This is a genomic window from Aeromonas sp. AE23HZ002T15 (assembly GCF_054165525.2).
Genome location: NZ_CM201342.1, coordinates 3455448 through 3475145 on the forward strand (window position 1 = coordinate 3455448; position 19698 = coordinate 3475145).

The 19698-nt window shown below is 63.6% G+C and carries 20 protein-coding genes; 10 read left to right on the forward strand and 10 right to left on the reverse strand.

Annotated features, from left to right (window positions below; all coding sequences use genetic code 11):
* The first annotated feature begins 158 nt into the window (after nucleotides 1-158).
* The 3 genes from ACT5M9_RS16190 to djlA are packed head-to-tail and all read left to right on the forward strand — an operon-like array spanning nucleotide 159 to nucleotide 2671.
* Nucleotides 159-1166, forward strand: a complete 1008-nt coding sequence (locus ACT5M9_RS16190) for an aminoglycoside phosphotransferase family protein (protein WP_457980426.1) — start codon at nucleotides 159-161, stop codon at nucleotides 1164-1166.
* Nucleotides 1163-1849: an N-acetylmuramate alpha-1-phosphate uridylyltransferase MurU gene (gene murU / locus ACT5M9_RS16195; protein ID WP_457980425.1), complete on the forward strand. Its 687-nt coding sequence runs from the start codon at nucleotides 1163-1165 to the stop codon at nucleotides 1847-1849. The genes ACT5M9_RS16190 and murU overlap by 4 nt, the downstream gene beginning before the upstream one ends.
* 3 nt (nucleotides 1850-1852) lie before the next feature.
* Nucleotides 1853-2671, forward strand: a complete 819-nt coding sequence (djlA, locus tag ACT5M9_RS16200; RefSeq protein WP_438550414.1) for a co-chaperone DjlA — start codon at nucleotides 1853-1855, stop codon at nucleotides 2669-2671.
* 74 nt (nucleotides 2672-2745) lie between these two features.
* Here the strand turns inward: djlA and ACT5M9_RS16205 are convergent, their stop codons facing one another.
* The 3 genes from ACT5M9_RS16205 to ACT5M9_RS16215 form a co-directional block, all read right to left on the reverse strand.
* Nucleotides 2746-4101 carry an NCS2 family permease gene (locus ACT5M9_RS16205; RefSeq protein ID WP_457980423.1) on the reverse strand — a complete coding sequence of 452 codons (1356 nt, stop codon included), beginning with the start codon at nucleotides 4099-4101 and terminating at the stop codon, nucleotides 2746-2748.
* Between the two features lie 255 nt (nucleotides 4102-4356).
* Entirely contained in the window at nucleotides 4357-4692 is a 336-nt protein-coding gene (locus ACT5M9_RS16210) for a hypothetical protein (protein ID WP_457980421.1), read from the reverse strand.
* Nucleotides 4693-4825: 133 nt separating this feature from the next.
* Entirely contained in the window at nucleotides 4826-5215 is a 390-nt protein-coding gene (locus ACT5M9_RS16215) for a nuclear transport factor 2 family protein (RefSeq protein WP_457980420.1), read from the reverse strand.
* A 200-nt stretch (nucleotides 5216-5415) separates the two neighbouring features.
* Here ACT5M9_RS16215 and ACT5M9_RS16220 point away from each other — a divergent pair, with 200 nt between their 5' ends.
* Entirely contained in the window at nucleotides 5416-6057 is a 642-nt protein-coding gene (locus ACT5M9_RS16220; protein ID WP_457980418.1) for an AraC family transcriptional regulator, read from the forward strand.
* Nucleotides 6058-6323: 266 nt separating this feature from the next.
* Here ACT5M9_RS16220 and ettA read toward each other — a convergent pair whose 3' ends face one another.
* Together ettA and ACT5M9_RS16230 are read right to left on the reverse strand one after the other, a co-directional pair.
* Nucleotides 6324-7991, reverse strand: coding sequence for an energy-dependent translational throttle protein EttA (gene ettA, locus ACT5M9_RS16225; RefSeq protein WP_438550409.1), 1668 nt, complete (start codon nucleotides 7989-7991; stop codon nucleotides 6324-6326).
* A gap of 303 nt (nucleotides 7992-8294) precedes the next feature.
* Entirely contained in the window at nucleotides 8295-9143 is an 849-nt protein-coding gene (locus ACT5M9_RS16230; protein WP_457980417.1) for a lytic transglycosylase domain-containing protein, read from the reverse strand.
* A gap of 341 nt (nucleotides 9144-9484) precedes the next feature.
* On the opposite strand from ACT5M9_RS16230, the gene ACT5M9_RS16235 reads away from it, so the two are divergent.
* The 3 genes from ACT5M9_RS16235 to ACT5M9_RS16245 are packed head-to-tail and all read left to right on the forward strand — an operon-like array spanning nucleotide 9485 to nucleotide 12265.
* A complete protein-coding gene (locus tag ACT5M9_RS16235; RefSeq protein ID WP_438550407.1) occupies nucleotides 9485-10225 on the forward strand; it encodes a glycosyltransferase family 2 protein in 741 nt (246 codons plus the stop codon).
* Complete coding sequence (locus ACT5M9_RS16240; RefSeq protein WP_457980416.1) at nucleotides 10222-10587, forward strand: lipid-A-disaccharide synthase N-terminal domain-containing protein; 366 nt, start codon at nucleotides 10222-10224, stop codon at nucleotides 10585-10587. The genes ACT5M9_RS16235 and ACT5M9_RS16240 overlap by 4 nt, the downstream gene beginning before the upstream one ends.
* Nucleotides 10577-12265 (forward strand): ArnT family glycosyltransferase, encoded by a 1689-nt coding sequence (locus ACT5M9_RS16245; protein WP_457980414.1) that lies wholly within the window; start codon nucleotides 10577-10579, stop codon nucleotides 12263-12265. The genes ACT5M9_RS16240 and ACT5M9_RS16245 overlap by 11 nt, the downstream gene beginning before the upstream one ends.
* 68 nt (nucleotides 12266-12333) lie before the next feature.
* Here ACT5M9_RS16245 and ACT5M9_RS16250 read toward each other — a convergent pair whose 3' ends face one another.
* Both ACT5M9_RS16250 and ACT5M9_RS16255 read right to left on the reverse strand, forming a co-directional pair.
* The gene (locus tag ACT5M9_RS16250) at nucleotides 12334-13332 is read right to left on the reverse strand and encodes an NAD-dependent epimerase (protein ID WP_457980412.1); all 999 of its coding nucleotides are present in this window, start codon (nucleotides 13330-13332) and stop codon (nucleotides 12334-12336) included.
* Nucleotides 13329-14726 (reverse strand): UDP-glucose dehydrogenase family protein, encoded by a 1398-nt coding sequence (locus ACT5M9_RS16255; protein WP_457980410.1) that lies wholly within the window; start codon nucleotides 14724-14726, stop codon nucleotides 13329-13331. The genes ACT5M9_RS16250 and ACT5M9_RS16255 overlap by 4 nt, the downstream gene beginning before the upstream one ends.
* A gap of 292 nt (nucleotides 14727-15018) precedes the next feature.
* On the opposite strand from ACT5M9_RS16255, the gene ACT5M9_RS16260 reads away from it, so the two are divergent.
* Complete coding sequence (locus tag ACT5M9_RS16260) at nucleotides 15019-15627, forward strand: YitT family protein (protein WP_438550402.1); 609 nt, start codon at nucleotides 15019-15021, stop codon at nucleotides 15625-15627.
* Nucleotides 15628-15753: 126 nt separating this feature from the next.
* Here ACT5M9_RS16260 and ACT5M9_RS16265 read toward each other — a convergent pair whose 3' ends face one another.
* The 3 genes from ACT5M9_RS16265 to ACT5M9_RS16275 are packed head-to-tail and all read right to left on the reverse strand — an operon-like array spanning nucleotide 15754 to nucleotide 18440.
* A complete protein-coding gene (locus ACT5M9_RS16265; RefSeq protein ID WP_457980408.1) occupies nucleotides 15754-16548 on the reverse strand; it encodes a heme ABC transporter ATP-binding protein in 795 nt (264 codons plus the stop codon).
* A gap of 15 nt (nucleotides 16549-16563) precedes the next feature.
* Nucleotides 16564-17595 (reverse strand): FecCD family ABC transporter permease, encoded by a 1032-nt coding sequence (locus tag ACT5M9_RS16270; protein WP_457980407.1) that lies wholly within the window; start codon nucleotides 17593-17595, stop codon nucleotides 16564-16566.
* Complete coding sequence (locus ACT5M9_RS16275) at nucleotides 17592-18440, reverse strand: heme/hemin ABC transporter substrate-binding protein (protein WP_457980405.1); 849 nt, start codon at nucleotides 18438-18440, stop codon at nucleotides 17592-17594. Before ACT5M9_RS16275 ends, ACT5M9_RS16270 begins: the two co-directional genes overlap by 4 nt.
* A 164-nt stretch (nucleotides 18441-18604) precedes the next feature.
* Here ACT5M9_RS16275 and hutX point away from each other — a divergent pair, with 164 nt between their 5' ends.
* Complete coding sequence (hutX, locus tag ACT5M9_RS16280; protein ID WP_457980404.1) at nucleotides 18605-19117, forward strand: heme utilization cystosolic carrier protein HutX; 513 nt, start codon at nucleotides 18605-18607, stop codon at nucleotides 19115-19117.
* Nucleotides 19114-19671: a heme utilization protein HutZ gene (gene hutZ / locus ACT5M9_RS16285; RefSeq protein ID WP_457980402.1), complete on the forward strand. Its 558-nt coding sequence runs from the start codon at nucleotides 19114-19116 to the stop codon at nucleotides 19669-19671. The genes hutX and hutZ overlap by 4 nt, the downstream gene beginning before the upstream one ends.
* Nucleotides 19672-19698 lie beyond the last annotated feature (27 nt).

Sequence of the window (19698 nt, forward strand, 5' to 3'; positions counted from 1 at the left end):
ATCCGTGGTAAAGACGGTTGAATCAGGGCATGCATTTTATGTCAGGATCCATCAAGTTGACATTGCATGTCATTGCTTTATGTTAGCCGGCAATGATAAAGCATTATTGCGGCCAGGGCTAACAGCCAAGAGCTGCTTTCCAATTTGGTCCCCGACTCATGCACGATCGCGATTCCCTGTTATTGCACTGGGCGCGCCGGATTTCCGGTGATGCCAATCTTCAATTGACCCTGATCTCCGGTGACGCCAGTTTTCGCCGCTATTTCCGTGGTGCCGGTCTGGTGTGGGTGGATGCTAATCCGAAAACCGAAAAAAATCATGAATTTGTTCGCAACGCTGCGGCCTTGAAGGCGATGGGCCTGCTGGCCCCCGAGGTGAAGGGGGTGGATTACGAGCAGGGGCTGCTGGCGGTGACGGATCTCGGCGATACCCAGCTCATCGCCTGCCTGAACGCAGAGAATGTGCTGGCCTGGTATGACAAGGCCATCGCCCTGTTGCCACGACTCGGCGCTGTCGAACTGGGCCTCGAGCCTTTTGATCCCGCCTTTATGGCGCGCGAGAACAGCATCTTCCCCGAGTGGCTGCTGGGCCACCATCTGCAACTGACGTTGAGTGCCGAGGAAGAGCAGTTGCTGGCCGACACCTTCGCCTGCCTCACCGAGAACAACCTGGCCCAGCCTCAAGGGGTGATGCACAGAGACTTCCACAGCCGCAACCTGATGGTGTGCGGTGGCGACAACCCAGAAACCAGCACCCTGGCCATCATCGACTTCCAGGACATGGTCATAGGCCCCCTGAGCTACGACCTGGTCTCCCTGCTGAAGGACTGTTACGTGCGCTGGCCCGATGAGGTCATCGAGCAGGGCATGCGCTATGGCTTCGACACCTTGAGCGGTGCCGGGTTGCTGGCCGGGATCGACTATGCCGGCTTCCGGCGCCAGGCCGATCTCACCGGCATGCAGCGCCATCTGAAGGCGGCGGGCATCTTTACCCGTCTCTACCACAGGGACGGAAAATCCGGTTATCTGAAGGACATTCCTCGCACCCTGGGCTATGTGGTGGATGTCTGTCGCCTGCACGGGGACACATACCCTGTGTTGTCCCGCTTCGGCGACTGGTTGCAGCAAAAAGTGCTGCCAGGATTCGCCGACGAGGCCCTGGCATGAAGGCGATGATCCTGGCCGCCGGTCGCGGCGAGCGGATGCGACCGCTCACCGACAGCCTGCCCAAGCCGCTGCTGGCGGTGGGGGGCAAGCCGCTCATCGTCCACCATATCGAGAAACTCAAGGCCGCCGGCGTGACGAGCCTCGTCATCAACCACGCCTGGCTCGGCCACAAGCTGGTGGAGGCCTTAGGTGACGGCCGCCAGTTTGGGGTTCGGATCCAGTGGTCAGCGGAGGATAGCGCGCTCGAGACCGCCGGCGGCATAGTGCAGGCGCTGCCGCTGCTGGGAGCCGAACCTTTTCTGGTGATCAACGGCGATACCTGGCTGGAGCTGGATTATGCGGCTCTGGTCAACCCCCCCCTCGGTGAGGATCTGGCCCATCTCTGGCTGGTACCGAACCCGCCCCAGCACCCCGATGGGGACTTTGCCCTGCAGGCCGGCCGGGTGCTGGATGCGCCGGCCCTGACCTTCAGCGGGGTCGGCCTCTATCGCCCCGAGGCCTTCGGCCATTTGTCCGCCGGGGCTCGCAAGCTGGCCCCCCTGCTGCGGGAGTGGATGGCGGCGGACCGGGTCGGCGGCAGCCAGCTCCCTGGCGAGTGGCGGGACATTGGCACGGTCGCGCGCCTGCGGGAGCTGGACGAACAGTTGCAAGGACGCAGCACTCAACACATCACGAGGTCTTGAAACATGCGTATTTGGGGTAAGGTGCTTGGCGCCTTCTTCGGTTTTCTGCTCGGCAACATCTTCGGTGCCCTGCTTGGCCTCTGGATAGGTCATCGTTTCGATCGGGGCATGGGCATGTCGTTCCGCCGTGCCCCCACCCAGCAACAGCAGGCGGTCTTCTTCCACGCCACCTTCGCCGTCATGGGCCACATCGCCAAGGCGAGCGGTCAGGTCACCGAACACGAGATCCGGGTCGCCTCCAACCTGATGGACAGGATGCGCCTCTCCGGCGAGCAGCGGGTGCGGGCCCAGGAGTCCTTCCGCCAGGGCAAGGAGAGTGGTTTCCCCCTGCGGGAGACGCTCGCCGAATTCCGCCAGGCGAGCCAGGGCCAGCGCGACATCCTGCGCTTCTTCCTGGAAGTCCAGCTGCAGGCGGCCTTCGCCGATGGCAGTGTGGAGGCCGATGAGCGCGCCATCCTGCAGACCATTGCCGACGAGCTGGGCTTCAGCCGCATCGAGCTGGCTCGGATCCTGGCCATGGCCGAGGCGCAGATGAACTTCTTCAAGCACGGTCAGTATCAGGGGGGTGGCCAGGGGCAGCAGTATCGCCAAGAAGCGCCCTCAAAGGATCGCCTCAAGGATGCCTATCAGCTGCTCGGGGTGAGCGAGAGTGACAGCGATCAGGAGATCAAGCGCGCCTATCGTAAGGAGATGAGCAAGCACCACCCGGACAAGCTGGCGGCCAAGGGGTTGCCACCGGAGATGATGGAGATGGCGAAGGAGAAGACCCAGGAGATCCAGCAGGCCTGGGAGTGGATCCGCGAGGCCCGCGGCATTCGTTAACCGCACGATTCATCTGCAATCAGCCATAAAAAATGCCCGTCGATGACGGGCATTTTTGTTTGCGGCAACCGCGCTTAGTGGCCGTCTACCCAGACGAATTTGAGCACGAACAGCAGGGCGACCACCAGCACGCAGGGGTTGATCTCGCGCCAGCGGCCCGTGCCCGCCTTCATCACGCAGTAGGAGATGAAGCCCACGGCGATCCCCTCTGTGATGGAGAAGCTGAACGGCATCATGACGGCGGTCATGAAGGCCGGCACCGCTTCGGTCAAGTCTTCCCACTTCACCCGGGTGAGCTCGGAGCACATCAGCACACCCACGTAGATAAGGGCGCCAGCGGCGGCATAAGCCGGCACCATGGCGGCGACGGGGGAGAAGAAGATGGCCAGCAGGAACAAGACACCGACGACGATGGCGGTCAGGCCGGTGCGGCCACCGACGGCCACGCCGGAGCTGCTCTCGATATAGGCAGTGACGGAGGAGGTCCCCATGAAGGCGCCACCGACGGAGCTGACGCTGTCCACCACCAGGGCCTGCTTCATGCGCGGGAAGTGTCCCTTGTCATCGGCCAGCTTGGCACGGTTGGTGACCCCGATCAGGGTACCAGACGAGTCGAACAGGTTGACCAGCATGAAGGAGAAGATGATCCCCGCCAGGCTGATATCGAGCGAGCCCATCAAATCCAGCTGACCGAACACGGGAGTGATGCTAGGCGGCATGGAGACGAAGCCCTTGAAGCTGACGTCCCCGAACAGGAAGCCCAGCCCTGTGGTGACCACCATGGAGATGAGCACGGCGGAGTGCACGCCGCGGGCGGAGAAGATGCAGATCAGGAAGAAGCCGAGCAGACCCAGCAGGCAGGGCAGGGAGGTGAGGTTGCCCACCGTCACCATGGTAGCCGGGCTCGCGACTACTATGCCGGCGTTGTGCAGACCGAGCAGGGCGATGAGCAGGCCGATGCCGGCTGTGATGCCGACCCGCAGGGTGAGGGGGATGTTGGCGATGAGCCAGTAGCGCACCCGCAACAGGGTGAGGATCAGCAGCCCCAGAGCGCCCCAGAAGATGGTACCCATGCCAATCTGCCAGGAGTAGCCCATGCCGGCTACCACCACGAAGGCGAAGAAGGCGTTGAGGCCCATGGCGGGGGCCAGGGCGATGGGCAGGTTGGCCAGGAGCCCCATCAGAATGCTGCCGATGCCGGCGATGAGGCAGGTGGTGACGAACACGGCCTGGGTGTCCATGCCCGCGGCGGAGAGGATCTGCGGGTTGACGAAGACGATGTAGACCATGGTCAGGAAGGTGGTGATCCCGGCGATGACCTCGGTGCGGGCCGTGGTGCCATGACCTTTCAGGGCAAACAGACGATCGAGCAATCCCTGCCCGGCCGCCGGGCTGGTGGCCTGCTCGGTGGCGTTGTGTGGTTGATTCATGTTGGATTCCAATGGGTGACGTGAAATAAGCAGCAGGGATGGCCAGACCCATCCATAGGGAGACTGACCCTGTCATTGGCGATTTCATCGCCAGACTCGTCCTGATACCGTGACAGCGCGCACATTTTTACACAGGCGGGCGCGTTTACAAACCCCGGATCTGCGAGGCGGATCAATGAATAGAGCAAAAATTCAAACGTTTGCTATGGCGGCGGGGAAAATGAGTTTCGATAGAAGCTTTCCGGGGGCCGGGGCTCAGAGGGTCTTGAAGTAACGCTCCACCAGCTGGGCCAGCAGGGCGTCGCTGCGCTCCTGCAACAGGCTTAAGGTCAGCCCCATTCGCTGCAGCAGCATGCCGGCCTGCTCCTCGCTCAGCTTGCGCCCCTCGACGAAGAACTCCTGCTCCGGCAACTGCTTGTCATGGCGCGGGATCAGCACCCAGCTCACCCGTCCGGGTTCCAGGGTGGCGAAGATCCGGCTGGCGGCCAGGCAGAAGGTATCGATGTGGCTCTTGCCATCCGGCCCGAGACAACCGGGCTCGATGCGGATCTGGATACTGAGTTTTTTCGAACTGCCTGTGGTCTGCTGCATGGCCTGGTATCGCTGGGGAAAGAGGCTGATTATAGAGGGTTGCCGCGCTCTTGAGAGCCCCACGAATGGCGGGAGAGGTCTAAATAGTGGAGCTCGATGAGAGGGACTACCCGGAGTCCTGCCCGGGACTGAGTTACTGCACGCTCCCCAGCCGACCGTCTGCCGCGGCGCCGCTCACCATGCGGGTGAGCTCTTCGCAGCGCAGGATCCGGCCGTCTTGCACCACGAAGTGGGCGAACACCTCTATCTGGGCGCGAGCGCCATCCGCCTTGGTGACGTCGACCCTGTGGTGTGTCAGCACTTCCTCCTGCTGGCTGGCGATGGCCAGGATGGTGACCTGGATGGCGCTGGTGATCCGCTTGAGCTTCGTCATATGAGCGACGAACCCGGCATAATCCAGGGACTCGCCATCGACCCGCTGTTGGTAGTGTGGCGAGAAGAGGGCCGAAATCCTGGCTTCGTCGTGCAGGGGGCTGCAGACAATCTCGAACAGCGCCTGTTCAACGATCGTGGATGGATTCATGGGCATATTCCGCGAATGGTGGGGTGAGGGAGCCAGCATAGGGTCGGAGCACCCTGGTATAGTAACGACAGTCTGACATTCAATACGGAGCAGCGGCCATCGTGACCATTGAGCAGAGCGCGAGTCTGATACATCCGCGCAGACATGAAACCCAGTGGCACCGGCATCCAACCGGTCAGCTCTACTGGGTCAGGCGGGGCATGATCATGGTGGAAACCGGGCAGTCACAGTACGCACTGACCCTGGGCAGCGTCGGCTGGTTTCCCCCCGACTGGGGGCACGGCGCATGGTTCTCGGCGGACAGCGAGTGCCATAGCCTGCATCTGGACTCGCTGCTCTGTGCCGGGTTGCCGGCCTCTCCCTGTGTGCGCGCCGCGGATCACTTCCTGTTGCTCCTGCTGGAGAGGGTCCGGCTTGCCCACGAGCGGTCCCCTGGCGAGCCATATCTGGCGCATCTGCTGACGCTCATGATCGACGAGATAGAGCGGGCTGCCGAGCTGCCGCTGCAACTGCTTCTTCCCGCAGACAGGCGAGCGCGGCAGGTGGCAGAGTGGCTGCTGGCACGGCCAGAGAGCGCCATTCATCAGGACGCGCTGGCGCAGCAGAGTGGCCTGAGCAGCCGCACCCTGAGCCGCCTGTTCAGCCGGCAGACCGGCCTCAGTTTCAGCCAGTGGCGACAGCAGGCGAGGCTCATCCACGCCCTCGGCCACTTGTTGCAGGGGGAGGCCGTGGCCCAGGTCGCGGGGCGCTGCGGGTACGAGAACGTCAGTGCCTTTATCGCCGCATTCAGATCGCGCTTCGCCCTGACCCCGGGGCAGTTTCAGGCTCGCCAGATGGGATGAGCTGGCGCCCGCTATCCGGGCTGTTCGCCGGCAACGTGTCGGACAATCAAGGGGGCGTGGTGGAGCTATGGAATGAAGGGACGGTTTGGGATGAGGTGTTCTTGCGCCGTCATTGGGTAAGCTGGTCTCACCGGATGCTTCTAATCACAAGGTCGTCGGGGCGTTGAGACTGTCTTGCCTGCGGCTGCCGGCAATTCGCCTGTCCAACATCTGAATAAAAAAAGGGGAGCCTGTGCTCCCCTTGTCCGTACCTGCGCTGACTCGCCTTACTTGGCGATGCGCTTGTACTTGGCGCGATGGGGCTGGACGGCCTCGGCGCCATAGGTCTTCTTCTTCCACTCTTCGTATTCGGTGAAGTTGCCTTCGAAGAATTCGATCTTGCCCTCGTCCTGGTAGTCCAGGATGTGGGTGGCGATGCGGTCGAGGAACCAGCGATCGTGGGAGATAACCATGGCGCAACCCGGGAACTCCAGCAGGGCGTTCTCGAGGGCGCGCAGGGTTTCGATGTCCAGATCGTTGGTCGGTTCATCCAGCAGCAGCACGTTGCCGCCGGTCTGCAGCAGCTTGGCCAGATGCAGACGGCCGCGCTCACCACCGGACAGCTCGCCGACGCGCTTCTGCTGATCCGAGCCCTTGAAGTTGAAGCGGCCGATATAGGCGCGGCTCGGGAACTCGTAGTTGCCGATGCGCAGGATGTCCTGGCCATCGGCAACCTCTTCGAACACCGTCTTCTTGTCGTTCATGGTGTCGCGGAACTGATCCACCGAGGCCAGCACCACGGTATCGCCCAGGGTGATTGCGCCGGAATCCGGCTGTTCCTGACCCGACATCATGCGGAACAGGGTGGACTTGCCGGCCCCGTTAGGACCTATGATGCCGACGATGGCCCCCTTCGGAATGGAGAAGGAGAGGTCGTCGATCAGCAGCCTGTCACCGTAGGATTTGCGCAGGTTCGCCACTTCCACCACCTTGTCGCCGAGGCGGGGTCCGGGCGGAATGAACAGCTCGTTGGTCTCGTTGCGCTTCTGGTAGTCGTTGGTGTTGAGCTCCTCGAAGCGAGCCATACGAGCCTTTGACTTGGCCTGACGGCCCTTGGGATTCTGGCGAACCCACTCCAGTTCCTTCTCGATGGACTTGCGACGGGCGGCCTCCGAGCTCGCTTCCTGGGCCAGACGGGCGTCTTTTTGCTCCAGCCAGGAGGAGTAGTTGCCCTCCCAGGGGATGCCTTCGCCACGGTCCAGCTCCAGGATCCAGCCCGCCACGTTGTCGAGGAAGTAGCGGTCGTGGGTGATGGCGACCACGGTCCCCTCGTAGTCGTGCAGGAAGCGCTCCAGCCAGGCCACGGATTCCGCATCCAGGTGGTTGGTCGGCTCATCCAGCAGCAGCATGTCCGGCTTTTCCAACAGCAGGCGGCACAGAGCGACCCGGCGGCGTTCACCCCCGGAGAGGTGCTTGATCTGGGCATCCCAGGCCGGCAGGCGCAGGGCGTCGGCCGCACGCTCCAGCTGGTTTTCCATGTTGTGGCCACCCTGGGAGGCGATGATGGCCTCCAGCTCGCCCTGTTCGCGGGCCAGCTTGTCGAAGTCGGCATCCGGATCCGCGTAGGCCGCATAGACCTCGTCCAACCGAGCCATGGCGCGTTTCACGTCGCCGACGGCCTCTTCGACCGCATCGCGCACGGTCTGCTCCGGATCCAGCTTCGGCTCCTGGGGCAGGTAGCCGATCTTGATGCCGGGCTGTGGACGGGCTTCCCCTTCGATCTCGGTGTCTATCCCGGCCATGATCCGCAGCAGGGTGGATTTACCGGCGCCGTTCAGACCCAGCACGCCTATCTTGGCGCCCGGGAAGAAGGAGAGGGAGATGTTCTTGAGGATATGACGCTTGGGCGGCACGACCTTGCCGACCCTGTTCATGGTGTAAATAAATTGAGCCATTGGCTAATTCTCTTCCTTTTCAGCAGCTTAATGTCTTGGCATTAACGAACTGATGGCGTGGTGGGTCCAGGTCGGCCGTGGCCAACCCGGTTCCAAAAAACCCGTCGATTGTAAACCAATGGGAGAGGGGCGGCAAAGCGGGCAGCGGGACCCGCATCCCATCTGTGGATCCCTCTCGGCGAGCAGGGGGCTGGCGTCGTGATGAGCGAGTACCCCGTCCATCTGAGAGTCTTAAGGAATGCTTAATTCGGGGCTTATAGGCTGTGCTTGGGGCCGGTGTGAACGCGGTCCTCTGATGAGACGTCAGCGCGCCGGTGTCCTGGTCTTCTTGGTCTGGTCATGACCCGAGTAGTAGAGCACCCGCTGTACATACTCCTGGGTCTCCTGATAGGGGGGAACGCCCCCATAGCGGACCACTGCCTGCTCGCCGGCGTTGTAGGCGGCGCTGATCCTGATCCAGTCGGGACCGAACTGCTTCTCCAGCCATTTCAGATAGATCATGGCGCCGCGAATGTTTTGCTCCGCATCGAACGGACGCGTCACTCCGAAGCGCGCCTGGGTCTCGGGGATGAGTTGCATCACCCCCTGGGCCTGTTTGGGAGAGACGGCGAGGCTGTTGAGATTGGACTCGGCGATGGCGATGGCCAGCGCCAGCTGGGGATCGACCCTGTGGCGCTTGGCGGCCTGCTTGATCATGCCGGCGAGCTTCTGCTTGCTCATGGACTGGCGGGCCAGATAGCCCTCCTGATCGAAGGGGACGCCGGGGCGAATCCAGGGGGCGCCCCCCGAGCCGCCCCCCACACCACAGGTGCCGAGCGGGGCGTTGCCCACCCGCTCGTTGTAGTAGCGGGCGGCCTGCTGGTTGCCCAGACGCATGGCCATGGCGAGATAGGTATTGGCCTGGCGGGCGCTACGGATCCCCTGAGGCCCGCGGGCCAGCAGGCGGCCGATACGAAAATAGGCTTCCGGATTGCCGAGGCTGGCGGCGATGCAGTAGTGGGCGATGGCCTGCCTCGGGTTGCTGCGCTCCATGGCCGTTCCCTGGCGCAGGGCGCTCATCGCCTTGGGGGCCTGACGAAAGTTGTCTGCCTGGGTCGATGTGGTGGCCAGCAGGAGCAAGAGCCCCCAGCCCCAAGTGCAGAGTCGCTGCATGATGGATACCTCATTTTCGTATCCGCAAGATATAGGTTCTGGATGAGCGGGTTGCCAGCCGGACGTTGGAACATGTGGTTATGTATGGAGCCACCAGAGATGAAAACGGTATGGAACCTTTGGCAGGCAGATAAAATGACGCCAATGGGTTTCAAAAGCAGCCTTTTGTGAGGGTGCCCAGGAGATAGTGGTCATTCAGTTTCATTGATGTTTTTGTTAATTGATGGGTGCTAGACTGTGGCGGATGAAGTTCAAGTTATTGTATTTATATGAATTAATGGGGTTTTGGCTCTATTTTCAAGATCGGATTGATCACAACTTTTTTGGATCGGGAAGGGCATATGGGTTCTTCAATCGCGGTATCTGTGGTGGTGCCTGCCAAGGATGAGCGGGACAATCTGGCTCCCCTCATCGGCGAGATAGAGGCGGCTCTTGGCGGGCAATATGACTACGAGTTGATCTATGTGGATGACGGCAGCGAGGATGACAGCTATGCCGTCCTGTGCGAGTTGAAGGCGCGCTTCCCCTCCCTTCGCGTGGTGCGTCATGCCAGGGCCGTCGGCCAGAGCATGGCGGTGCTGAGCGGGGTGCGCCACGGCCGCGGCGAGTGGCTGGTGGTGCTGGACGGTGACGGCCAGAACGATCCCGCCGACATCCCCCCCATGCTGGAGGAGGCCAGGCGCCGCTTCGCGGCGGATCCGAGCCAGGTGGGCCTTATCGGTCACCGTGTCAACCGCCGCGATGACTGGGTGAAGCGCCTCTCCTCCAGACTGGCCAACGGTTTTCGCGATTGGCTGCTGCGAGACGGCATCCCGGATACCGGCTGCGGGCTCAAGGTGGTGCGCCGCGACTGGTATCTGTGCCTGCCCGCCTTCAACCACATGCACCGCTACATTCCGGCCCTGATCCAGGCTCAGGGGGGGCACATGTCCCCCTGGCCGGTCAACCACAGACCCAGGCTGGCGGGGGCCTCCAAATACGGGGTCTGGAACCGGCTTTGGGTCGGGCTGGTGGACGTGGTCGGCGTCTGCTGGCTGCAGCGCCGCTCCAAGGTGGTCGAGGTCAGGGAGACATTGGAGTGATCGATGCCTTGCTCTCCCTGCCGCTGACCTGGCTGGACTGGACTGGCCTGCATGTCACGGGCTGGAAGCTTATCGGCTACACGGGGGCGCTGATGTTCGGCGGTCGCTGGCTGGTGCAATTCATCGCCTCCAGACGGGCCGGCAAGCCGGTGATCCCACGTCTCTTCTGGTACATGAGCGTGCTCGGCAGCCTGATGACCCTCAGCTACTTCGTCTTCTCTCCCAAACAGGATTCTGTCGGCGTGCTGCAGAATCTCTTCCCCACCTTCACCGCCCTCTACAGCCTCTATCTGGACATCCAGCACAGGGGTTGGAAGCGGGACAAGATCCCCCAGGATGACGAGGCCCGCCATGGTCGATGATTGCCCCTTGCTGAGCCAGAGTTCCCTCGGCTGGCTGTTGTTGACGGCGCTGATGGTGCTGGCCGCCGGCCTCGGCCTGCGGGATCCCTGGCCCGCCGACGAGCCCCGCTTCGCCCTGATCGCCAAGGAGATGGTGGAGAGCGGCCAGTGGCTCTTCCCCATGCGCGGCGGCGAGATCTACCCGGACAAGCCTCCCCTGTTTATGTGGGGGATAGCGATAGGGTATTTGCTGACCGGCTCCATCAAGGTGGCCTTCCTGCTGCCTTCGCTGCTGTCTGGCTTGCTGGCCATCTTGCTGGTATGGGACCTGGGACGGCGCCTGTGGAACGGGCAAGTGGGCTTTATGGCCGGGCTGTTGCTGCTGTTCACCGTCCAGTTCACCCTGCAGGCCAAGACGGCCCAGATCGACGGCCTGGTCACCTTCTTCATCACCCTGGGGGTCTACGGCTTCGTCCGCTTCCTGCTCTGCGGTGGCGGCTGGCGCTGGTACTGGCTCGGCTGGTTTGCCGCCGGGCTCGGCATCATCACCAAGGGGGTGGGGCTGCTGGCCCTGCTGATCCTGATCCCGGCACTCTGGACCCACAGGGACAGGATCCGTACCGCGACCCGGGCCGACTGGCTCAAAGGGCTGGCGGGGCCGCTGTGCATGCTGCTGGCCATCAGTCTCTGGCTGGTGCCCATGCTGCTCGCCGTGGCCCAGAGCGGCGATCCCGTTCTGCAGGCGTACCGGGACAACATCTTGTTGCGCCAGACGGTGACCCGCTACGCCAACGCCTGGCATCACGTCAAACCCTTCTGGTATTACCTCACCGCCGTCATACCGCTCTTCTGGTTGCCCCTCTCCCTGCTGTTGCCCTGGCTGGTGGTGGCGTGGCGCAGGGCCATCCAGGGGCAGGACAAGCGCATCATACTGCTGCTCGGCTATCTGGTGCTGGTGGTGCTCTTCTTCTCCCTCTCGCCGGGCAAGCGCGGCGTCTATGTCACACCGGGGACGCCGGCGCTGGCCCTGTTGGCTGCGCCCTTCATCGCGGAGCTGCTGATGCGGCGTTGGCCCGGGCGGCTGCTCGGGGGGCTAGGTTGGCTGCTGGGCATCGTCTGCATCGGGGGGGCCCTGGCGCTGGCCTTCAGCACCAAACTGGCGACCCGGCTCGGGGATCTGGGGCCTGCGCCCTGGTTGCCCCTGCTGGCGATGGGGGGGGCTCTGCTGCTCATCAACGCCCTGCTGCGCCGGGCGCCCCTCAGCGCCATTCTCTGTTCCTTGGCGGTGGGCTGGCTCATCTATTCCAGCTGGATCACGGTGCGGCTCAACGACATGCGCACGCCCCGTGAGGTGATGACACTGGCGGCCGAGCGGGTGCCTTTGGAAGATGAACTGCTGCTGGCGGGATTCAAGGAGCAGCATCTGCTGTTCAGCCAACAACCACTGAAGCATTACTCTTACCAGATGCCGGATGAGCAGCAGGCCCGCGAGGCTGCCGCCTGGATCGCCGCGGCCCCGGGGCGCTGGGTGCTGGGGGCCGCCGACCTGATGGAGCGCTGCTTCGAGCCAGATCGCATGGATAACCTCGGGAATCGCCATCGCACCGACTGGCTGCTGGCCCGGGCCTCTGCCCTCAAGCCGGTGTGCATGGGGCTGACCCCGACGACAGTGCCGTTCAGTTACACCCCTGGACCCTGAGCCGGGACTATATAAGAGGGGCTGCCAGTGGCAGCCCCTCTTGCATGGTCAGAGCGGGAGTGGGGCGATCAGACCCCATAGTAGTCCCGGTACCAATGGACGAAGCCGGTGACCCCTTCGGCCAGCCCGATCCTGGGTCTGTAATCCGTCACCTCGAACAGGGACTCGGTGTCGGCCCAGGTGGCGACCACATCCCCCGGCTGCATGGGCAGCATATTGCGGATGGCGGGCTTGCCCAGCGCAGCTTCGATGGCCTCTACGAAATCCAGCAGCCGCACCGGGCTGCCGTTGCCTATGTTCAGCAGCCGGTAGGGGGCGGAGCTGGCGTCGCTCTGTCCCTGCCAATCCGGGTTCGCCAGCGGTAGTCGATCGGCGACGCGCACTATCCCCTCGACGATGTCGTCGATATGGGTGAAGTCCCGGCTGAGCTGGCCCTGGTTGTAGATGTCGATGGATTCGCTCGCGAGGATGGCGCGCACGAACTTGAACAGCGCCATGTCGGGGCGCCCCCAGGGGCCGTAGACGGTGAAGAAGCGCAGGCCTGTGGTGGGCAAGCCGTAGAGGTGGGAGTAGGAGTGGGCCATCAGTTCGTTCGCCTTCTTGCTCGCCGCGTAGAGGGAGACGGGGTGATCGACCCCGTCCGAGGTCTTGAACGGCATCTGCTCGTTCAGGCCATAGACCGAGCTCGACGAGGCGTAGACCAGGTGCTGCACTCCCTGATGTCGACACCCTTCCAGCACGGTGAGGGTGCCGGTGAGGTTGCTGTCGGCATAGGCAAACGGATTGTCGAGGGAATAGCGCACACCCGCCTGGGCGCCGAGGTGGATCACCCGATCGAACCGCTCGCAGGCGAACAGCCTTGCCATGGCGTTCCTGTCGGCGAGGTCCATCCGCTCGAAGCGGAAGCCGGGGAGGGGCTGGAGCCGCGCGAGGCGCGCCTCCTTGAGGCTCACCTCGTAGTAATCGTTGAGGTTGTCGATGCCGACCACCCGATGGCCGTCAGCGCAGAGGCGCTGCGCCACATGGAAGCCGATAAAGCCGGCGGCGCCGGTGACCAGGTATTTCATCGTGCTTGCTCCAGTCGGGGTTTGGGTTCCTGGCGGGGCAGTGGGTCCTGGGGAGCCACTGGCTCCAGGCTGTCACCCCGGCCTATGGCGTAGTAGGTGAAGCCGCGCTGGTGCAGGCGGGCCGGGTCGTAGAGGTTGCGACCATCGAAGATGACGGCCTGTTTCAGGGTCCGCAGGATCAGCGCGAAATCGGGGGCGCGGAACTGCTGCCACTCGGTGCAGATGAGCAGGGCATCGGCCCCCTTGAGGGCCGCCTCCTGGGTGCCGCACAGGGTCAGGTCGTCCCGCAGTCCGTAGAGGTGCTGGGCCTCGTTCATGGCCTGGGGATCGAACGCCTGCACCTTGCCGCCGGCGGCCCAGATGGCCTCCATCAGCACCCGGCTCGGCGCCTCCCGCATGTCGTCCGTGTTCGGCTTGAAGGCGAGCCCCCAGAGCGCGAAGGTGTGGCCGCTCAAATCGGTGCCGAAGTGCTGGAACAGCCGCTCGGCGAGCCTGTGCTTCTGGCGATCGTTGACCTTCTCCACCGAGCGCAGCAGGGGCGCCTCGCAGCCGATCTCGCCTGCGGTGTGGATCAGCGCCTTCACGTCCTTCGGGAAGCAGGAGCCGCCATAGCCACAGCCCGGGTAGATGAAGTGGTAGCCGATGCGCGGATCCGCCCCTATGCCCTTGCGCACCGCCTCGATGTCGGCCCCCAGCTTCTCGGCCAGATTGGCCATCTCGTTCATGAAGGAGATCTTGGTGGCCAACATGGCGTTGGCGGCGTACTTGGTCAGCTCGGCGCTGCGCTCATCCATCTGGATGATGCGGTCGTGGTTGCGGTTGAAGGGGGCGTAAAGCTCCTCCAGCAGGGACATGGCATGGGCCGAGTCGGTACCTATGATGATGCGATCCGGCCGCAGGCAGTCAGCCACGGCGGCCCCTTCCTTGAGAAACTCCGGGTTGGAGACCACCTCGAGCGGGAGGTGGGCGCCGCGCTCGCGCAGGATGGCGTCGATGTGCTGACGCACCCGGTTGGCGGTGCCGACCGGTACGGTGCTCTTGTTGACGACCACCTTGCCCGTCTGCATCAGGCGGCCTATGGCGCCGGCCACCGCCAGCACGTGCTGCAGATCGGCGCTGCCATCTTCATCCGGCGGGGTGCCCACCGCGATGAAGATGAGCTCGGCGAAGCTCACCCCTTCGGCGACGTCCGTGGTGAAGTGCAAACGGCCGGCCTGATGATTGGCCTGCACCATGGGAGCGAGGCCGGGCTCGAAAATGGGGATGATGCCCTCCTTCAGGCGCTCGACCTTGCCGGCATCCACATCCACGCAGGTAACCTGATGACCCATCTCGGCCAGCACGGCGGCCTGCACCAAGCCCACATAACCAATCCCGAATACGGCGACTCTCATCCTTGTGCTCCACAGGCAGTTGCAAGGCACTCATTTTAGAATGATTCCGCGTCGCGAGCAGCGGGAACCGTCCGGTTTTTCAGCCTGCTGTCAGGTTTGACGGGCCCCGTGAGATATTTTGGTGCAAGTGTTGTAACGCATCCCTGACGCGCACCATTTTGGCGCATCCTCTGGTGCTATTGTGATCCGGGTCACTCAAAACGGACACTGTCCCCATAACGAAGCCCGGCGCACCGGGCTCGCGCCCCAAGGGGGCAACTCACACTCTTTTACTTCGCTATGGACTTTGGTTATGGACAACAAACCCCGCTCGGCACATCCGGTCTATGAGGATGTGCTCGCCATGCTGACCGCGTCAGGCTTCATCTCTCTCGGCATCTTCCTGTTTCATCAGGTGGGCCTGCTCACCGGCGGCACCGCCGGCCTCGCGCTCCTGCTGCAACAGGTGACGGGCCTGAGCTTTGGCCTGCTGTTCTTCACCATGAACCTGCCCTTCTACGCCTTGGCCTGGCTCAGGATGGGGCCGCGTTTCACCCTCAACACCTTCGCGTCGGTGGCGACCGTCTCCTTCATGACGGATCACCTCAATGCCGTGCTGCAGATAGGCAAGATAGAGCCCGTCTACGCGGCCCTCATCGGCGGCACCCTGATCGGCATGGGGCTGCTCATCATGTTCCGCCACAAGTCGAGCCTGGGGGGCTTCAACATACTGGCGCTGTTTATCCAGGACAGGTTCGGGATCCGCGCAGGCAAGCTGCAAATGGGGCTGGATTGCACCATAGTCATCGCCTCCTTCTTCGTGGTCTCCCCCTGGCTGCTGGCTCTCTCCGTGGTGGCGGCCATCCTCTGTAACCTGGTGTTGACACTCAACCACAAGCCGGGCCGTTATCAGATAGCCTGATGGGGTTCTGTCAGTCGAAACACACAGAGCGCCTTCGGGCGCTCTGTTGTTATCCGCGTCTTGCTGACGATTTCGAGGCTACACCTGGCCGGGTAGTCGTATATCGGGAGGGCGACTAGCTCGACGTTACACCACCATGGGCAGGCCGGTATCGGGATGGTGCAGCACCTGGGCCGGGTAGTCGTAGAGCCGGGCGATGAGCTCGGGGGTGAGCACCTCGGCGGGAGTGCCGTCCGCCATCAATCTCCCCTGTTCCAGCATCACCAGTCGATCGGCGTAGCGCGCCGCCAGGTTCAGATCGTGCAACACCACCAGCACGGCCGTGTTGCGGCCGGCGAGGGCGCGGGCCATGGTGAGCAGCTGATGCTGGTACTTGAGATCCAGCGCCGAGGTGGGCTCATCCAGCAGCAGCAACCTGGGCCCCTGCGGCTCCTCCGGCGCTTGCCAGATCTGGGCCAGCACCCTTGCAAATTGCACCCGCTGGCGCTCCCCCCCCGACAGGCCGGGGTAGAGGCGCCCTGCCAGATGCTCGACCCCGGCGTGGGTCATGGCAGCCTTCACTATCTCGTCGCGGCGGCGGCCCGGTTCGCTGTGGGGCAGCCGCCCCATGGCCACCACCTCCTCACACAGGAAGGGGAAGTTCAGGGACGAGCTCTGGGGCAGCACCCCTAGCCTGTGGGCCAGATCCGTGCTGGCCCAGGTTTGGCGTTCGCGGCCAAACAGGGCGATCTCGCCGTCATAGTCGAGCTCCCCGGTCAGACACTTGAGCAGCGAGCTCTTGCCTGCGCCGTTCGGACCGAGCAGGGCGGTCAGGGTGCCCGCCTGCAGAGAGAGGCTGAGTCTGTCGAGGATGAGGCGTCCCCCCCGGCTGAGACTGAGGTTTTTGCAATCCAGGAGGGGAGAAGGGGTGGATCCGGGCAAGATGACGATCTCCTGTTACAGCGTCCGGCGGCTCTTGACCAAGAGCCAGATGAAGAAGGGTGCGCCGAGCAGGGCCGTGATGATCCCCACCGGCAGCTCGGCGGGGGCCAGCAGGGTGCGGGCCAGCATGTCGGCGCCGAGCAGCAGGGCGGCGCCCAAGAGGGCGGAGAGGGGCAGCAGGCGCACGTGGTTCGGGCCGGCCAGCAACCGTACCAGGTGAGGGACCACCAGGCCGACGAACCCTATCATGCCAGCCACCGCAACGGCGACCCCGACCCCGGCGGCGGTGAGCAGGATGAGGCGGCGCTTGAGGGATTGCACATTGACCCCCAGATGGCGCGCCTCCCCTTCCCCCAGCAAGAGGGCGTTGAGGGGGTTGGCATCGCGCACGAACAGCAACAGCAGTATGACCAGGGTCGCCAGGGCCAGGGCGACGTCCATGGGCTTGCCGGCGGCCAGGGAACCCATCTGCCACAGGCTGAGGTTGCGCAGCATCTGGTCGTCGGCCAGATAGGTGAGCAGGCCGATCACGGCGCCAGACAGGGCCGTGATGGCGACCCCCGCCAGCAGCATGATGGTGACCGAGGTTCCCCCTTCCCGGGTGCCCAGCAAATAGACAAGCGTGGTGGTCAGGGCGCCGCCGAGGAAGGCGAGCAGGGGCAGCAGGCCGAGGCCGAGCAGGGTCTGCAACTGCTGGCCCAGGGGGGCCAGCAGCACGATGGCGAGCGCCGCCCCCAGGGCCGCACCGCCGGAGACCCCTATGATGCCGGGGTCGGCGAGAGGATTGCGAAACAGCCCCTGCATCACGGCGCCGCAGAGGCCGAGTATGCCCCCCACGGCGATGCACAGCAGGGTGCGTGGCAGGCGGATCTCTTGCACTATCAGCAGCTTGTGCGCTTCTATCCCGCTCTCTTTACCGGCAAACAGGGCCTGCAGGCTCTCGCCAAGGGTCAGGGACATGGGGCCGGTCGCGAGGGACCCGATCAGGAGCAGTGCCAGTGCACCACCGGTGAGGGCGAGCAGCCAGGGCAGGGGCAGACGCATCATGAACCCTGCTGGATCCACTGGGCTATCTGGTTGGCCTGTTGCAGGGAACGCAGGCTGAGACCCCCTTGCAAGGCATGACCGTCGATGGCGTGGATGGCCTTGTTCTTGCCTGCCGGGGTGGCGGTCAGGGCCGGCACCTGGGCCAGCACGCTGTCGATGTTCTGATACTGCTGCCAGTCACGACCGCTCACCAGCACCAGATCCGGCTGCATCTCGATGAGAGCCTCGGTGGAGACGGGCTTGTAGTCGTGCAGCTGGGCCACCGGGTTGACGCCTCCCGCCAGGGTGATCAGGGCGCTGGCGGTGGTGTTGCCGCCGGCGATGCTGGTGGGCTGACCCTTGTGCAGCAGCAGGAAGGCGACCTTGAGCGGCTTGTTCTGCCTGGCCTGGGCCGCCAGCTTGTCGCTCTGGCTGGCGATGTCGGCCTTGAGTTTGGTGCCCGCGGCCGGGGTGCCCAGCAGACCGGCCAGGGTGTCGATGCGCTCGTTGAGGTTCGCGAGCGTCGGGGCCGTGGCCATGACATCGACCTTGACGCCGGCGCGGCGCAGCTGCTCCAGGGTGGCGTTGGGGCCCATCTCGTCGCTGCCTACCACCCGGGTGGGGGAGAGGCTCAGGATCCCTTCGGCGGCCAGGGCGCGGTGGTAGCCGACCTTGGGCAGGTTCTTGGGTTCAGGGCTGCTCACATCGGTGGCGATGAGGCTCGACTCGCCACCCAGTGCCAGAATGAGTTCAGTGGTGGCCGGACCGACGCTGACGATGCGCTCTTGCGCCACCGCAGGCAGGGCAGACAGGGAAAGAGTGGCGCAGCCGAGCAGGCTGAGCGCGAGGGCAAAACGACGGCCCATGCGAACCTCCGAGGGATCAATGTAGAGTGGAATTGCCGCCGAGAATATCAATCCGGCCATGAAATTGCACTGATAATAATAGCGATTATCAATTGCGTTGCCAGGGCCGCTTTATTACAGTATCCGCCGCTAGACTGAGCGAGACAGCCAGATCAGGAGAACCGATGAGCATCGCACAACGCATTCATGAGCTGCTGGAACAGGATCCCAGCGCCCATCCTTCCAGCATCGCCACCCAGTTGGCGGTCAGCGAGTGGGAGGTGGTGCGCCACCTGCCCGCCGAACTGATGACGCAAGTCCCGGCCGAGCAGGCCGAAGCCCTGCTGGCGGACCTGGCCAGCTGGGGTCAAGTGACCACCATCGTCGAATCCGATGGCTCCATCTTCGAGGTGAAGGCTCCCTTCCCGAAAGGCAAGAGCGCCCGCGGCTACTACAACCTGATGGGCCGCGATGGCGAGATGCACGGTCACCTCAAGCTCGACAACGTGGTCGGCATCGCCCTGGTCAGCAAGCTGTTCATGGGCAAGGAGGGGCATTCCTTCCAGTTCTTCGGCCACAGCGGTCGCTGCATTTTCAAGGTCTACCTGGGCCGTGACGAGCAGCGCCAGCTGCTGTCCGAGCAGGTAGAACGTTTCATGGCCCTGCGCCGCCAGTATCAAGAGGAAGTGAAAGCATGAGTGAACGTCAGGAACGTCTGCAGAACCGTCTGCAACCGGAGATCCGCGAGTTTCGTGACGGTTGCCGCACCCTGCAGCTCGCGACCGTGGATGGCGAAGGCAATCCCAACGCCAGCTACGCACCCTTCGTGTTGCAGGAGGATGGCTACTACGTTCTGATCTCCGAGATCGCCCGCCACGCCCGCAACCTGCAACAGGTGCCCAAGGTGTCCCTGATGCTGATCGAGGACGAGACCGGTGCCCGCGAGCTGTTCGCCCGCAAGCGCCTGACCTTCGATGCGGTCGCCGAAGTGGTGGCCCGGGATGACGTACGCTGGGAAAAAGCCATCGCTGCCCTGGAAGGGCGCTTTGGCGAGATCGTCAAGGGTCTCTCCAACCTCAAGGACTTCGTGCTGTTCCGCCTTAAGCCCGAGCAGGGCCTGTTCGTCAAGGGCTTCGGCCAGGCGTTCCGGGTCTCAGGTGACGAGCTGGTGGACTTCGTGCACCTGGCCGAGGGGCACAAGCGCATCGACAACGGCGCCGAGCTGACCAGCGAGACAGACGCGCCGGTCTGATGGAGCGTCATTGAGATGAAAAACGGG

Excerpts from the sequence above, each read along its gene's own strand:
- ACT5M9_RS16190 (WP_457980426.1), top strand. The coding sequence starts at position 159 with ATGCACGATCGCGATTCCCTGTTATTGCACTGGGCGCGCCGGATTTCC.
- murU (WP_457980425.1), top strand. The coding sequence starts at position 1,163 with ATGAAGGCGATGATCCTGGCCGCCGGTCGCGGCGAGCGGATGCGACCG.
- djlA (WP_438550414.1), top strand. The coding sequence starts at position 1,853 with ATGCGTATTTGGGGTAAGGTGCTTGGCGCCTTCTTCGGTTTTCTGCTC.
- ACT5M9_RS16205 (WP_457980423.1), bottom strand. The coding sequence starts at position 4,101 with ATGAATCAACCACACAACGCCACCGAGCAGGCCACCAGCCCGGCGGCC.
- ACT5M9_RS16210 (WP_457980421.1), bottom strand. The coding sequence starts at position 4,692 with ATGCAGCAGACCACAGGCAGTTCGAAAAAACTCAGTATCCAGATCCGC.
- ACT5M9_RS16215 (WP_457980420.1), bottom strand. The coding sequence starts at position 5,215 with ATGAATCCATCCACGATCGTTGAACAGGCGCTGTTCGAGATTGTCTGC.
- ACT5M9_RS16220 (WP_457980418.1), top strand. The coding sequence starts at position 5,416 with ATGATCATGGTGGAAACCGGGCAGTCACAGTACGCACTGACCCTGGGC.
- ettA (WP_438550409.1), bottom strand. The coding sequence starts at position 7,991 with ATGGCTCAATTTATTTACACCATGAACAGGGTCGGCAAGGTCGTGCCG.
- ACT5M9_RS16230 (WP_457980417.1), bottom strand. The coding sequence starts at position 9,143 with ATGCAGCGACTCTGCACTTGGGGCTGGGGGCTCTTGCTCCTGCTGGCC.
- ACT5M9_RS16235 (WP_438550407.1), top strand. The coding sequence starts at position 9,485 with ATGGGTTCTTCAATCGCGGTATCTGTGGTGGTGCCTGCCAAGGATGAG.
- ACT5M9_RS16245 (WP_457980414.1), top strand. The coding sequence starts at position 10,577 with ATGGTCGATGATTGCCCCTTGCTGAGCCAGAGTTCCCTCGGCTGGCTG.
- ACT5M9_RS16250 (WP_457980412.1), bottom strand. The coding sequence starts at position 13,332 with ATGAAATACCTGGTCACCGGCGCCGCCGGCTTTATCGGCTTCCATGTG.
- ACT5M9_RS16255 (WP_457980410.1), bottom strand. The coding sequence starts at position 14,726 with ATGAGAGTCGCCGTATTCGGGATTGGTTATGTGGGCTTGGTGCAGGCC.
- ACT5M9_RS16260 (WP_438550402.1), top strand. The coding sequence starts at position 15,019 with ATGGACAACAAACCCCGCTCGGCACATCCGGTCTATGAGGATGTGCTC.
- ACT5M9_RS16270 (WP_457980407.1), bottom strand. The coding sequence starts at position 17,595 with ATGATGCGTCTGCCCCTGCCCTGGCTGCTCGCCCTCACCGGTGGTGCA.
- ACT5M9_RS16275 (WP_457980405.1), bottom strand. The coding sequence starts at position 18,440 with ATGGGCCGTCGTTTTGCCCTCGCGCTCAGCCTGCTCGGCTGCGCCACT.
- hutX (WP_457980404.1), top strand. The coding sequence starts at position 18,605 with ATGAGCATCGCACAACGCATTCATGAGCTGCTGGAACAGGATCCCAGC.
- hutZ (WP_457980402.1), top strand. The coding sequence starts at position 19,114 with ATGAGTGAACGTCAGGAACGTCTGCAGAACCGTCTGCAACCGGAGATC.